Raw genomic sequence first — 13,556 nt, forward strand, 5'->3', positions numbered from 1 at the left:
ACGGTCAGCAGTTCCGCGTCTGTCAGCCTCGGAGGCCGCCCCGGCCGCCGCGTTCCTGCCAGAGAGTCATCGATCTTCACGTACAGTGCTGTCGCCAGGGTTTCGAGATCTGTCGTCACAAACGGATCAACGAGACCCTCGCTTCATGCGCCCGAAGACTTAGGACTTACTCGTCTGGTGCTGTGGCCGGGCTGACGGACGGGCCGGGCAGCCTCTCAGCGGATTTCGAGGATCTTCTCCCGCATCGCGTACACGACGGCTTCCATCCGGGAGTGCAGCTGCAGCTTCTCCAGGATGTTGCGCACGTGGTTCTTCACGGTGTTCTCGGAGATGAACAACTGCTTGGCGATGTCCCGGTTGTTCATACCGGTCGCCACCAGCTTCAGGACCTCCAGCTCGCGGTCCGTCAATCGCGGCGCCGGCACCAGCCGCCGCTCGTCGGTGCGCTGGATCATCGACTTGAACTCGGTCAGCAGCTTCGACGCCATCGAGGGGCTGATCTGCGACTGCCCGTCCGCCACGGCGCGGATCGCCGTCGCGACCTCGTCCGTGGAGATCTCCTTGAGCAGGTATCCCGTCGCGCCGGCCTTGATCGCGTCGTAGAGGTCCGCCTCCTCGTCGCTGATCGTCAACATGATGATCTTCGCGGAGGGGGCGACCTCCTTGATCGAGGTGCACGCCTCGATCCCGCCGCGCCGGGGCATCCGTACGTCCATCAGGATGATGTCGGGCAGCAGATCGGCGGCCTTGTCCACCGCCTCCGCCCCGTCCCCCGCCTCACCGACGACCTGGATGTCCTCCTCCTGAGCGAGGACGATCTCCAGCCCCCGCCGGAACAGGGCGTGGTCGTCGACCACGAGCACCCGGATGGGCTCCCCGGCCGGGTCTCCCGCCACCGGTTCCCCCTCACGACAGCCCGCGCCGTTCTCCCCGCGCACCGGCCCGAAGCTGTCCGCCATCGTTCCTCCCCCTGCATGTGCTGAGCTCTGTGCCAACCGGGCCGGACAGGCCGCCGGTTGACTGCCCGCCATGATTCCATGCCCGCAGCACCCGACGGAGGCCTGACGGAACCCGTCTGGCTCATACGCGTCACACAGGTGCCCCTGCGGAACGCCTGAGCGTCCCGCAGGGGCGATGAATGATTCAGCCGCCGAGCGCGCCGCCCGCGCCCGCACCCGACTCGCCCGAACTGGAGGCACCGTCGGGGTCCACGTGGATGACGCCGTAGTCGTACGCGTGGCGCCGGTAGACGACGCTCGGCATCTTGGTTTCGGAGTCGACGAACAGATAGAAGTCGTGGCCGACCAGTTCCATCTCGTACAGAGCCTGGTCGAGCGACATGGGTCGGGCCGAGTGGGTCTTCTCGCGAACGATGAGCGGGCCCTCGCCCTGCACTTCCAGAGACCCGATCCGGGTGGTCGGAATCCCTTCGGCCTTCTCCTCCGTGACCGGCTGGCCGCTGCCGTTCAGCTGAGCGACGCCCGGCACGACGTCGGCGACCTCGGCCGCCGAGAGCCGGCCGCTGCCACGGCGGGTGTAGCGCTTGTCGTGCTGCTTGCGCAGCCGGGCCTCCAGCTTGTCCTGAGCCAGGTCGAGCGCCGCGTACGGGTCCGCTGCCGCGGCCTCGGCCCGGATCACCGGGCCCCGCGAATGCAGGGTGATCTCCACGCGGTCGGAACGGTCGGCCTGGCGCGGGTTGTGCTCCTTGGACACCTCGACATCCAAGCTGATCACCTTGGCGTCGAGCTTCTGGATCCGCTCGGGATTCAGCTTCTCGGCCACGTGCTTGCGGAACCGCTCGGGTACCTCGGTCTTGCGGCCCTTGACGACGATGTCCACGCAGAACTCCGTTCCCGGAGAGCCCCGCCTGCTAGCGGCGAAGCGTCTCCCTTTCGCACCAGGCTCCGGTGAACACCGGAGCCTCGGACTTGGCGACTTTCACCTCCTCCTCCCCCATCGGCAAGATCTACATCCCACCGACTTCGGAGTAGAGAGACACCCTCTGACACGAAGATTCAAAAAACGGACGGCTTGGTGCTCCGATACCCGGGGTCCTAGGATCGCCAGTTCCTCACAACCGAACATATCTCTCAATGCCCGTTGGCGGCACCCGCTACCGGAACATACCTCCGTTCAGGTGGCTCTTCCCTCTTACTACCTGCAACGATGCGCATTCCCTTGTGGTTCCAAATCTATTCACAAGATTTTTGCCCCCTACGCCGCACGAATGAGCGGGCCGGCGCCGCGACGACCGCCGCCGCGTCCACCCGCAGTCCGGCCGCCCGCAGGGCCCTGGCCGCCTCCGCGAGCGTGGCCCCGGTGGTGATCAAGTCGTCCACCAGCAGGATGCGCGCTCCGGCCGTCAGCCGCGCGCCGTCCCGGCACACTCCCAGGGCCCCCGCGAGGTTCTCCAGCCGCTCCCGGGCCCCCAGGTCCGCCTGGTCCTCGACCGGCCTCAGGAGGCGCAGCACGGGCGCCACGCGCGCGGCGACCCCGCCCCGGCGCAGCCGCCCCGACGCGGCCAGCGCGATCCTGCGCGCCGGATCGTGCCCGCGCGCCCGCACCGCCCGCCGCGCGGAGGGCACCGGGACCAGCGCCAGTTCACCGGGCCCGCCACGGGCCGCCTGAAGCACCGCAGCGGCCAGGGCCTCGCCGAGCGGGCCGGCCAGGGGCAGCGCCCCGCGTTCCTTGTGGGCCAGTACGACCGCCCGTACGGGCTCCTCGTACCGGGCACCGGCGTGCACCGGGGGCAGCCCCACCGGGCCGCCCCGCCGCACGGCCGGGCGCACGAGCCCCGCCGCCGCACCGCTCAGCCGCGTCCGGCACCGCTCGCACAGCACACGGCGGGCAGCGCCGCAGCCCGCGCAGTCGGCCGGCAGGACGAGCCCGGCGAGTTCCCGCCACCATCCCCGCATACGCCCAGCGTGCCGGGCGGCCCGAGGCCCCGCCACCCCTGTGGAAAACCCGGAGAACACGCGGAACGCGGGCGACCAGGGGATCTCGGAGACCCGCGCGCCCGGCTCAGCCCGGCTCAGCCCGGGTACACCGGCGCCCGGCCGCCCGCCGCCACCGTGCGCCACTGCGCACCCGGCGGCAGCCACACGATCCCGTCGCCCTTGGAGAACGCCACCACCGGCTGCGTCTCGTCCTCGGCGGCCGCGATCGCGACCAGCCCGGTGGCCCCGGGCAGGCTCGCCGCGACCATCGAGCCGTCCGCCAGCATGTAACGGGCCTGGTCGACCCCGCCGCTCTCCCGGCCGACGACGAGCAGCCGGCCCCGCGGCGCCCAGCTCATCGCCGTCACCTCCGCCATCTGCGGAGCCGCCGGGCGCAGCTCGCGCACCGACACCGGGGCCGTGGCCCCCGTGCCCCCGGGCCGCTCGATCCGCCCGGTGAACAGGTTCTTGCGCCCGCCCTCCTTCTCGACGAGCAGCGCGAGGCGCACGCCGTCCGAGGAGGCCTTGAGGGCGGCGATCTTCCCGCCGTTCAGTCCGGCGACGTCCACCTTCTGCGGCGTCCCCGTCCCGCCGGGCACCCGCCACAGGGTCTGGTGCTGGTTCTGCGGGTCGAGCTCGGCGATCCACAGATCGCCGTGGGCGTCCCAGCTGGGCGCGGTCAGCTTGCCGGCCTTGCTGCTCAGCAGCGGCTGCGGCATCGCTCCGGCCGTCGTCAGCGTGACCACGTACAGCCCGTGCTCGTCGTCGGAGACGACGGCCGCGCGCTTCTCGTCGTAGGCGACGGCAGCCGAACCCACCTTGAAGCCGGTGGCGGTGGCCAGCGGCCCGGGCGCCAACTCGGGCTTGTCCTGCTGCTGGTCCTCGGCGTTGACGTCGAGGACCATGCGGACCAGCCGGAAGTCCTTGTCCACGTAGTACTGGTGCTCCGGAGGCCGCGGCCGGTTGGCGATGACCTCGGCGGCCGCCCAGGTCACCCAGCACAGCGAGGCCTTGCCGTTGGCGCGCAGCAGCTCTACGCGTTCCAGGCGGGAGCCCGTCAGGTCGCGGACCGTGTACAGGAGTTGGGTGGCCATCTTCTGGCACTGCGGCTGCGGGGCGCTCTCCGCGTTGCGGTTGAGCGGTACGCGCAGCGTGTTCTGGCCGTCGTAGGACAGGGACTTGGTGCCCTCGAGCAGTTCGGTGCCGGCGGGGAAGCTGGTGGAGACGACCGGGCCGAGCCACTTGGACGGGCCGGCGAGCAGCGAGCGCACGGTCTGCGTGGTCGGGTCCATCCGGGAGTCCGGGTCGCTGCGCTGGCGTACGTACACCGGGTCGGCGACGAGCGAATTACCCGCGAAGTAGTACTTGTTGACCGGCTTGTAGATGCGCTGGAAGTCGGACTCGCTGAGCACGAGGCTGCTGGGCGGGGTCGCGATCCGCCACTGCCCCTTCACCTGGACGAGCTGGAGGTACTCCTCGTAGCGCCCGCCGCCGGTCTCCGGCTGGTACGCGCTGCGCTCGTCCACCGTCGCGAGCTTCTTGCCGCTCACCTTCCAGCGCGGCTCCTCGGGGTCCTCGGGATCCTTCTCGCTCTGGACGGGAACCCGGCTGAGGCCGGCGGAGAGCACGGTGACGGCCGAGCCGGGCTGCCAGTTCTTCGCGGCGTCCTCGGTGAGGTACTTGCGGGCGGTGTCCAGCTGCGGGTCGTCGCTGGTCATCGCCTCCAGGAAGCCGTCGACGATGTCGGCCGCGCCGGCCTTGTCGGCCGGCGGTACGCCGAACACCCGGACCTGGGAGTCGACGCCCTGCGAGGCCTCCACCCGGCGGATCTCGCCGCGGTCGGGCATCGAGGCGCAACCGGCCAGCAGCAGGCCGGCCGCCCCGAGGGCCGCCCAGGACCGGACCGGGGCCCTCCGCGGCCTTCCGCGCCCGGAGCCCGCCCCCCGCGTGCGCTCAGCGTCCTCCACCGGATCCATCCTCCGTTGCTGCTGACTGGTCGGTCGGCCGGGCCACGACGCGCGCTCCGTTGCCCGGTAGCGCGGTGGGGTCCGCGGGAACCGGCAGGGCGGTGGTGACCGCCGGCCGCGGCGGGATCGGCGAGCGGTCGCCGCGCTCGGCGGTGTTCGCGCCGTGCCCGCCCTGTCCGCCGTGTCCGCCCGGTCCGCGCTGTACGCCGGGCCCGCTACCGCTCCCGCTGCCGCGCCCCGCCGCGTCGGCGGCGGCCCTGGCCCGGTTGGCGCGCGAGTCCTCGGGTTCCAGCGGGATCGGCGAGCCCCGCAGCGGCTCGTCGGCGGTCCGGGGCAGCGTGAGGCGGAACTGTGAGCCGCCGCCCGGCTCGCCCCAGGCCTGGAGCCAGCCGCCGTGCAGCCGGGCGTCCTCGACGGCGATGGACAGGCCCAGACCCGTCCCGCCGGTCGTACGGGCACGGGCCGGGTCGGCGCGCCAGAAGCGGTTGAAGACGCGGGTGGCCTCGCCGGGCTTGAGCCCGACCCCGTAGTCCCGTACGGCGATCGCGACGGCCCCGCCCGCCGAGGCGAGCCGGACGATCACGTCGCGGCCCTCGCCGTGCTCCACGGCGTTGACGACGAGGTTGCGCAGCACCCGCTCCACCCGGCGCGAATCCGCCTCGGCGATGACGGGCTGGCTGTCCCCGAGGACCCGGATCCGGCTCCCCTTGTGTTCGGCGAGCGGTTCGGCCCCGTCGATGACGCGGCGTACGACTTCTCGCAGATCGATGGGTTCCGCCTCCAGGGCGGCCGCGCCCGCGTCGAAGCGGCTGATCTCCAGCAGGTCGGAGAGCAGCGACTCGAACCGGTCGAGTTGACCGGCGAGCAGTTCGGCGGAGCGCGCGGTGATCGGGTCGAAGTCGACGCGGGCGTCGTGGATGACGTCTGCCGCCATCCGTACCGTCGTGAGCGGGGTGCGCAGCTCGTGCGAGACGTCCGAGACGAACCGGCGCTGCATCCGCGACAGGTCCTCCAGCTGCTGGATCTTGTTCTGGAGGTTCTGGGCCATCTTGTTGAAGGCCTCGCCCAGGCGGGCGATGTCGTCCTCGCCGGTGACCTTCATCCGTTCCTGGAGCCGCCCGGCCGACAGCCGCTCGGCGATCCCGGCGGCCATCCGCACGGGGGTGACGACCTGGCGTACGACGAGCCAGGCGATGGCGCCGAGCAGGACGACGACGAAGAGGCCGGCGGTGGCGAAGGTCATCTTGACGAGGTTGAGGGATTCCTCCTCCTGCGTGAGCGGGAAGAGGTAGTAGAGGCCGTACGGGTCCCCGTTGATGTCGCTGAGCCGCTTGCCGACGACGAGCGCGGGCTCGGGGACCTTCTCCTCGGACCCGGCCGCGTAGCGGATCTGCGAGAAGGTCTTGAAGGTGCCGGTGGCGTTGTCGACGGCCCGGCGCAGCTCGATCGGGACGCTGGCCGTCGGGTCGACGTTGCCGGAGGCGCGGGCGCCCTTGACGCCCTGGGCGCCGCCGGGCTGTTCTCCGGCGCCGGCGCCGAGCGCGGCGACCTCGAAGGCGGTCTGGCCGCCACTGGCGAGCTGCTTGACGAGCGAGTTCATCCAGGTGCTGGCGTCGCGGCCGACCTTGTTGTCGGTGGCGTCGGGGCCTTCCACCGCGGAGGGGGTGTTGGCCTTTTCCTGTGCGACCGCGAACCCTCCCGCGGCCTGGCTCTGCGCGGCCTCCTCCTTGGCTTCGAGGAGGCCCCTGCTGACCTGGGCGACGACGACGAAGCCAAGCGCCAGCACCACGGCGAGCGACATCAGCAGGGTCGCCGCGACCACCCTGAGCTGGATGTTGCGCCGCCACAGCCGGACAGCGGGAAGCAGCGGCCGGCGTACGAGTCGTACGCACAGCCGCAGGACGGGGCCGCCGACGGCTCCGCCCCGGAGCGGCCGGCCACCCCGCCGGGCTCCCCCTCGGGAGCCGTCCCGGGGCACGCCGGCCCGCATCTCAGCTGGGTCCGGCCTTGTAGCCGACACCGCGCACCGTCACGACGATCTCGGGGCGCTCCGGGTCCTTCTCGACCTTGGAGCGCAGTCGCTGCACATGCACGTTGACCAGGCGGGTGTCCGCGGCGTGGCGGTAGCCCCAGACCTGCTCCAGCAGCACCTCGCGGGTGAACACCTGCCAGGGCTTGCGCGCGAGGGCGACCAGCAGGTCGAACTCGAGCGGGGTCAGCGCGATGGAGCCGCCGTCGCGCTTGACCGAGTGCCCGGCCACGTCGATGACGAGGTCACCGATGGCCAGCTGCTCGGGCGCGGGCTCTTCCGTCCGGCGCAGTCGCGCCCTGATCCTTGCCACCAGCTCCTTGGGTTTGAACGGCTTGACGATGTAGTCGTCGGCACCGGATTCCAGGCCCACCACGACATCCACCGTGTCACTTTTGGCGGTGAGCATGACAATAGGCACACCCGACTCGGCCCGGATCAGCCTGCACACCTCTATGCCGTCCCTTCCGGGCAGCATGAGGTCGAGCAGCACCAAGTCCGGCTTCGCCTCCCGGAAGGCAGCCAGCGCCTTGTCACCGTCAGCTACGAACGACGGCTCAAAACCTTCTCCACGCAGCACAATGCCGAGCATCTCGGCCAGCGCGGTGTCGTCGTCGACGACAAGGACTCGTCCCTTCATGGTTGACATCATCCCATTAGCTAATCGTTACCTGGCGGTGAGCTGTCCCACAGCCAAAAGGGCTGGAAATCGCCCCTCGGACCTGCGTGGTGATCAGGGCGACCAGTCTGCCCCGGATCCGCGCGACAATTGAAGGGACGGGCGACCCGAGATCCTGGGGGACGGCTGGTCCGTACGACGTTCCCACATGGCACGATGGCAGCCGACCAGCGCGCCCGCCACGGCAGGTGCACGCGAAGGAGCGACGATGAACGACTCTCCGGGCTGGGCCACGCCCGGACCCCCGTCCGACGGCCAGGGCTCCGACAGCAGCCGGCCCCCCGCGCAGCCCTCCGGCGACTCGAAATGGTCGGCCGCCCAGCCGCCCCCCGGGCAGTGGTCGAGCCCGGCAGCCGGCCAGACGCCGCCCCCGCAGCAGCAGGGCGCCGGCTGGGGACCGTACGGCCCCCAGTCCGGACACCAGCCCGGACAGCAGCCCGGCCCGCCCTACGGCGCCCCCTACGGCGGCCAGTACGGCTACCCCGGCACCCCCGGCGGATGGGGCGGCCCGCCCCCCGCCGCCAAGCCCGGCGTGATCCCCCTGCGCCCCCTGGGCCTGGGCGAGATCCTCGACGGCGCGGTCAGCACGATGCGCGGCCACTGGCGCTCGGTGCTCTCCATCAGCCTGGTCGTCGCCTCCCTGATCCAGCTCGGCATACTCCTCCTGCAGCGCCTCACGATGGACAGCCTCGTCGTCCCGGCCGAAGACCCGGCGAGCCCGTCGGAAGCCATCGCGGCCATGGGCGACGCGATGCTGATCTACGCCACCGACTACTACCTCCAGCTGCTCGGGCTGCTCCTGGTCACCGCACTCCTCGCGCCCGTCGTCAGCCGCGCCGTCCTCGGCCAGAGCTCCACCGTCTCCACCACCCTGCGCGCCGTACGCCCACTGGCACCGCGCATGCTCGGGCTGACCGTCCTGCTGTTCCTGGGCTCGCTCGCCGCCGGGATCCTCCCGGCGCTCCCCGGCATCCTGGCGGACAGCGCCGGCCTGGTCGCGATCGGCGTGCCCGTCGGGATCGTGCTGCTCGCCTGGTTCTACGTGACGTTCGCGCTGGCGCCGCCCGCGCTGATGCTGGAGCGCGGCAGCGTCACCGACGCCCTGAAGCGCTCCGCGAAGCTGGTCAGGGGCGCCTGGTGGCGCGTCTTCGGCATCAGCCTGCTCACCTGGGCCATCCGGTGGGTCACCACCATGGTGATCGTCGTACCGTTCGCGGTCGTCGCCGTGTACTTCTCCCCGGGCGGCTTCGACTCCCTGTTCAACGGCTCCGCCGGCCTCAGCTGGACCTTCCTGATCATCGCCGCGATCGGCTCGGTCGTCGGGCTCACCGTCACCATGCCGATGCAGACGGGCGTCACCGCCCTCCTGTACATCGACCAGCGCATCCGCCGCGAGGCCCTCGACCTCGACCTCGCCCGCGCCGCCGGTCTCGAACACGACGGTCCCAGCGCCCCGCAGCCCGGCGGCGACGGACCGGTCACCGGAGGCTGAAGCGCTGATGAGAACGGGGGGACTCATCGTCACCGGCGCCGCGGCCCTGCTGCCCGGCGCCGAGACACCACCGCTGACGACACCGCGCGACGCCGCCCGCGAGGCGGCGGAGCGCGAGCTGTCCAAGCCCGCCTACCACCAGAACGAGCCGAGCATCTTCGAGCGCGCCCTGGACCGCTTCTGGGAATGGGTCGGCGAGCTCTTCGAGCGCGCCGCGGCGGCCACTCCCGGCGGCGGGATCGGCATCCTCGCCGTCGTCCTCGTGATCGTGCTGGCCGTCGCCGCCCTGTGGTGGCGGCTCGGCTCGCCCCGCCGGACCGCCACCAGCGCCGCCCACCTCTTCGACGAAGGCCTGCGCAGCGCCGCCGACCACCGCTCCGCCGCCGAAGCCCACGCCGCCGCGGGCCGCTGGACCGAAGCCGCCCAGGAGCGCATGCGCGCCGTCGTCCGCTCCCTGGAGGAGCGCACCCTCCTCGACCCGCGCCCCGGCCGCACCGCCGACGAGGCCGCCGCCGAAGCCGCCGTCTCCCTGCCCGACCACACGGCGGAACTGCGCGCCGCCGCCCGCACCTTCGACGACGTCACCTACGGCGGCCGCACCGCCGGCCCCGACACGTACGCCCGCCTGCGCACCCTCGACCTCGCCCTCGAACGTGCCAAGCCGCTCCTGACGGGACCCACCGCATGACCGGCCCCACCCAGGACCCGGCCCCGGGCACCACGTCCACCGCCCTCACCGGCGCCCAGCTCTGGGCCCGGACCCGCGGCTTCCTCCTCGCCCTCGGCATCCTGCTCGCCGCCGCCGTCCTGCTGGCCGGACTCCAGGCCGGGGACCACCACGGCCTCCTGGACCCCCGCTCCACCGACCCCCAGGGCAGCCGGGCCGTCGCCCAGCTGCTCAAGGAGCGCGGCGTCACCACCCGCGTGGTCACCAACGCTGCCGAGGCCGCCGCCGCGGCCGGCCCCCGCACCACCCTGCTGGTCGCCCACCCGGAACTGCTCGGCGAGAGCCAGCAGCGCTCCATCCGCTCCGCCACGAACCTTTCCGGCGGCCGCACCATCCTGATCGGCCCCGACCTCAGCCTCCCGGGCCTGGCTCCCGAGGCGCGCACCAAGGCCGTCGCCGAGCAGGAAAACCTCGACCCCGGGTGCCCCCTGCCCGCCGCCACCACCGCCGGCCGCGCCGGCACCGGCGACGGCCCGCGCTACACCACCGGCCTCACCGGCGCCACCGCCTGCTACCCGAGCGACGGCCACGCCACCCTCCTCGTCCTGCCCGCCGCCACCAAGGGCGGCGACACCGTCCTCCTCGGCTCCGGGACGATCCTCCTCAACGAGAGCCTCGCGAAGGAGGGCAACGCCTCCCTCGCCCTCCAACTCCTCGGCACCCGCCCGGATCTCGTCTGGTACCTGCCCACCCTCGCCGACATGCCCGCCGAGGACGCCTCCGAGGAGAAGAGCCTCTTCGAGCTCGTCCCGGCAGGCTGGAGCTGGGCCGTGCTCCAGCTGTTCCTGGCCGCCGTCCTCGCCGCCCTCTGGCGCGCCCGCCGGCTCGGCCCGCTCGTCACCGAGAGGCTGCCCGTCGCGATCCGCGCCTCCGAGGCAACCGAGGGCCGCGCCCGCCTCTACCGCAAGGCCGCGGCCCGCGACCGCGCCGCCACCGTGCTGCGCGCCGCCGCCCGCGAACGCCTCGCCGCACTGGTCGGCGTACCGGCCACCCAGGCCCACGACCCCGTCTCACTGGTCCCCGCCGTGTCCGCCCGCCGGGGCGAAGGCACGCACGACGTGAGCACCATCCTCTTCGGCACCACACCCGCCGACGACGCGGCACTCGTCGCGCTCGCCGACCACCTCGACGCCCTCGAAAGAGAGGTCCGCACCTCATGACGGCCACCACGGACAGCGCCCGTTCCTCCCTGGAAGCGCTCCGCACCGAGATCGGAAAGGCCGTGGTCGGCCAGGACTCCGCCGTCACCGGTCTCGTCGTCGCACTCCTGTGCCGCGGCCACGTCCTCCTCGAAGGCGTCCCCGGTGTCGCGAAGACCCTCCTGGTACGGGCCCTCGCCGCGTCCCTCGAACTCGACACCAAACGCGTCCAGTTCACCCCGGACCTGATGCCCAGCGACGTCACGGGCTCCCTCGTCTACGACGCCCGCACCGCCGAGTTCTCCTTCCAGGACGGCCCGGTCTTCACCAACCTCCTCCTCGCCGACGAGATCAACCGCACCCCTCCCAAGACCCAGTCCTCGCTCCTCGAAGCGATGGAGGAGCGCCAGGTCACCGTCGACGGCACCCCGCGCAAGCTCCCCGAGCCCTTCCTCGTCGCCGCCACCATGAACCCGGTCGAGTACGAGGGCACGTACCCCCTCCCCGAGGCCCAGCTGGACCGCTTCCTGCTGAAGCTGACCGTCCCGCTGCCCTCCCGCGAGGAGGAGATCGGCGTCCTGACCCGGCACGCCGCCGGCTTCAACCCGCGCGACCTGCACGCCGCGGGCATCCGCCCCGTCGCCGGCCCCAAGGAACTCGCAGCCGCCCGCGAAGCCGTCGCCCTCGTCTCCGTCTCCCCCGAGATCACCGGCTACGTCGTCGACATCTGCCGCGCCACCCGTGAATCGCCGTCCCTGACCCTCGGCGTCTCCCCGCGCGGCGCGACGGCCCTGATGGCCACCTCCCGCGCCTGGGCCTGGCTCGTCGGCCGCGACTACGTCACCCCCGACGACGTGAAGGCCCTCGCCCTCCCGACGCTGCGCCACCGCGTCCAGCTCCGCCCGGAAGCCGAGATGGAGGGCGTCACGCCGGACTCCGTGATCACCGCGATCCTCTCCCACGTCCCCGTCCCGCGCTGATGGCCCTCACCGGACGCGCCGCCCTCCTGGCGGCCCTCGGCAGCCTCCCCGTCGGCATCCTCGAACCGAGCTGGGCGGGGATCCTCGCGGTCAACGGCAGCCTCGCGCTCGCCTGCGCGGTCGACTACGCCCTCGCGGTGCCCGTCCGCACCCTGCGGCTGGCCCGCTCGGGCGACACCTCCGTACGCCTGGGCGAGACCGCTGACGTCCACCTCACCCTCACCAACCCGGGCACCCGCACACTCCGCGCCCGCGTCCGCGACGCCTGGCCGCCCAGCAGCTGGATCCCGGGCACCGAGGGGCCCGCGTCCCGCCACGAGCTCACCGTCCCCGCGGGCGAACGCCGCCGCCTGACCACCCGCCTGCGCCCCACCCGGCGCGGCGACCGCCAGGCGGCCCGCGTCACCATCCGCTCGTACGGCCCCCTCGGCCTGCTCGCCCGCCAGGGCTCGCACTCCGTCCCGTGGACGGTCCGCGTCCTGCCGCCCTTCGCGAGCCGCAAGCACCTCCCGTCCCGCCTGGCCCGCCTGCGCGAACTGGACGGCCGTACGAGCGTCCTGACGCGCGGTGAGGGCACCGAGTTCGACAGCCTGCGCGACTACGTCCCGGGCGACGACACCCGCTCCATCGACTGGCGGGCCACCGCCCGCCAGAACAAGGTCGCCGTCCGCACCTGGCGCCCGGAGCGAGACCGCCACATCCTGATCTGCCTGGACACCGGCCGCACGTCGGCGGGCCGCGTCGGCGACGCCCCCCGCCTCGACTCCGCCATGGACGCCGCCCTGCTCCTGACCGCGCTGGCCACCCGCGCCGGCGACCGCGTCGACCTGCTGGCCTACGACCGCCGACCCCGCGCCCAGGTCCAGGGCCGCTCGGCGGCCGACACCCTCCCGGCCTTCGTCAACGCCATGGCCACCCTCGAACCGGAACTGGTCGAGACCGACTCCCGCAGCCTGGTCTCCACCCTCCTGCGCAGCGCCCCCCGCCGCTCCCTGATCGTCCTGCTGACCAGCCTGGACGCGGCACCGATCGAGGAGGGCCTGCTCCCGGTCCTCCCCCGCCTCACCCAGCGCCACACGGTCGTCCTGGCCTCGGTGGCCGACCCGCACGTCGCCGAGATGGCGAAGTCCCGCGGCGACGTCGACGCCGTCTACGAGGCCGCCGCGGGCACCCAGTCCGAATCTCAGCGCCGCCGCACGGCCGAGCAGCTCTCCCGCCACGGCGTCCACGTGGTCGACTCCACCCCTGACACTCTGGCCCCCGCGCTGGCCGACGCCTACCTCGCCCTCAAGGCCGCCGGCCGCCTCTGAGCCCGATCGCACGACCGAGAGCGGCGGCCCGGCAACGGGCAGCCGCTCTCGGCGTGTGGTCAGCGTCAGCTGTCGAGGCCGACCAGCCTGACCACCGCCGGCGACTCCGGGTGCCGCTCATCGTGCCCGACGGCCGGCGCGACCGGGCCCGGAACGCAGAAAAGCCCCGCACCATTTAAGGTGCGGGGCTTTCCCACAATGATTGTTCGGCGGCGTCCTACTCTCCCACAGGGTCCCCCCTGCAGTACCATCGGCGCTGAAAGGCTTAGCTTCCGGGTTCGGAATGTAACCGGGCGT

The 13,556-nt window shown here is 72.6% G+C and carries 11 protein-coding genes, 1 rRNA gene and 1 pseudogene; 5 read left to right on the forward strand and 8 right to left on the reverse strand.

Features of this window, described 5'->3' with window-relative positions:
* From ACWDYJ_RS33955 to mtrA, 7 genes and pseudogenes are all read right to left on the reverse strand, one after another.
* Positions 1-119, reverse strand: a pseudogene (locus ACWDYJ_RS33955) (IS982 family transposase); the annotation flags it as partial.
* A gap of 96 nt (positions 120-215) precedes the next feature.
* On the reverse strand, positions 216-959 hold the full coding sequence (locus ACWDYJ_RS33960) for a response regulator (protein ID WP_451569462.1): 744 nt from the start codon (positions 957-959) through the stop codon (positions 216-218).
* Between the two features lie 184 nt (positions 960-1,143).
* Entirely contained in the window at positions 1,144-1,839 is a 696-nt protein-coding gene (hpf, locus tag ACWDYJ_RS33965; protein WP_451569463.1) for a ribosome hibernation-promoting factor, HPF/YfiA family, read from the reverse strand.
* Positions 1,840-2,192: 353 nt separating this feature from the next.
* Complete coding sequence (locus tag ACWDYJ_RS33970) at positions 2,193-2,915, reverse strand: ComF family protein (RefSeq protein WP_451569464.1); 723 nt, start codon at positions 2,913-2,915, stop codon at positions 2,193-2,195.
* Positions 2,916-3,031: 116 nt separating this feature from the next.
* Entirely contained in the window at positions 3,032-4,903 is a 1,872-nt protein-coding gene (locus tag ACWDYJ_RS33975) for an LpqB family beta-propeller domain-containing protein (RefSeq protein ID WP_451569465.1), read from the reverse strand.
* The gene (gene mtrB / locus ACWDYJ_RS33980) at positions 4,890-6,893 is read right to left on the reverse strand and encodes an MtrAB system histidine kinase MtrB (RefSeq protein WP_451569466.1); all 2,004 of its coding nucleotides are present in this window, start codon (positions 6,891-6,893) and stop codon (positions 4,890-4,892) included. The genes ACWDYJ_RS33975 and mtrB overlap by 14 nt, the downstream gene beginning before the upstream one ends.
* 1 nt (position 6,894) lies before the next feature.
* Positions 6,895-7,584 (reverse strand): two-component system response regulator MtrA, encoded by a 690-nt coding sequence (mtrA, locus tag ACWDYJ_RS33985; protein WP_451569467.1) that lies wholly within the window; start codon positions 7,582-7,584, stop codon positions 6,895-6,897.
* Positions 7,585-7,819: 235 nt separating this feature from the next.
* Between mtrA and ACWDYJ_RS33990 the strand changes: the two genes are divergently transcribed.
* From ACWDYJ_RS33990 to ACWDYJ_RS34010, 5 genes are read left to right on the forward strand one after another with little or no spacing between them, the layout of a single operon-like run.
* The gene (locus ACWDYJ_RS33990; RefSeq protein ID WP_451569468.1) at positions 7,820-9,103 is read left to right on the forward strand and encodes a hypothetical protein; all 1,284 of its coding nucleotides are present in this window, start codon (positions 7,820-7,822) and stop codon (positions 9,101-9,103) included.
* A gap of 7 nt (positions 9,104-9,110) precedes the next feature.
* Positions 9,111-9,791, forward strand: a complete 681-nt coding sequence (locus ACWDYJ_RS33995) for a DUF4129 domain-containing protein (protein ID WP_451569469.1) — start codon at positions 9,111-9,113, stop codon at positions 9,789-9,791.
* Complete coding sequence (locus ACWDYJ_RS34000; protein WP_451569470.1) at positions 9,788-10,990, forward strand: DUF4350 domain-containing protein; 1,203 nt, start codon at positions 9,788-9,790, stop codon at positions 10,988-10,990. Before ACWDYJ_RS33995 ends, ACWDYJ_RS34000 begins: the two co-directional genes overlap by 4 nt.
* Positions 10,987-11,949 carry an AAA family ATPase gene (locus tag ACWDYJ_RS34005; protein WP_451569471.1) on the forward strand — a complete coding sequence of 321 codons (963 nt, stop codon included), beginning with the start codon at positions 10,987-10,989 and terminating at the stop codon, positions 11,947-11,949. Before ACWDYJ_RS34000 ends, ACWDYJ_RS34005 begins: the two co-directional genes overlap by 4 nt.
* On the forward strand, positions 11,949-13,259 hold the full coding sequence (locus tag ACWDYJ_RS34010) for a DUF58 domain-containing protein (RefSeq protein ID WP_451569472.1): 1,311 nt from the start codon (positions 11,949-11,951) through the stop codon (positions 13,257-13,259). Before ACWDYJ_RS34005 ends, ACWDYJ_RS34010 begins: the two co-directional genes overlap by 1 nt.
* Positions 13,260-13,463: 204 nt before the next feature.
* Here ACWDYJ_RS34010 and rrf read toward each other — a convergent pair.
* A 5S ribosomal RNA gene (gene rrf / locus ACWDYJ_RS34015) occupies positions 13,464-13,556 on the reverse strand; the annotation flags it as partial.

The organism is Streptomyces sp. NPDC003042, from assembly GCF_053591315.1.

Coding starts and splice junctions, on each gene's coding strand:
- ACWDYJ_RS33990 (WP_451569468.1), top strand. CDS start 7,820: ATGAACGACTCTCCGGGCTGGGCCACGCCCGGACCCCCGTCCGACGGC.
- ACWDYJ_RS34000 (WP_451569470.1), top strand. CDS start 9,788: ATGACCGGCCCCACCCAGGACCCGGCCCCGGGCACCACGTCCACCGCC.
- ACWDYJ_RS33995 (WP_451569469.1), top strand. CDS start 9,111: ATGAGAACGGGGGGACTCATCGTCACCGGCGCCGCGGCCCTGCTGCCC.
- mtrA (WP_451569467.1), bottom strand. CDS start 7,584: ATGATGTCAACCATGAAGGGACGAGTCCTTGTCGTCGACGACGACACC.
- ACWDYJ_RS33960 (WP_451569462.1), bottom strand. CDS start 959: ATGGCGGACAGCTTCGGGCCGGTGCGCGGGGAGAACGGCGCGGGCTGT.
- ACWDYJ_RS34005 (WP_451569471.1), top strand. CDS start 10,987: ATGACGGCCACCACGGACAGCGCCCGTTCCTCCCTGGAAGCGCTCCGC.
- mtrB (WP_451569466.1), bottom strand. CDS start 6,893: ATGCGGGCCGGCGTGCCCCGGGACGGCTCCCGAGGGGGAGCCCGGCGG.
- ACWDYJ_RS34010 (WP_451569472.1), top strand. CDS start 11,949: ATGGCCCTCACCGGACGCGCCGCCCTCCTGGCGGCCCTCGGCAGCCTC.
- ACWDYJ_RS33970 (WP_451569464.1), bottom strand. CDS start 2,915: ATGCGGGGATGGTGGCGGGAACTCGCCGGGCTCGTCCTGCCGGCCGAC.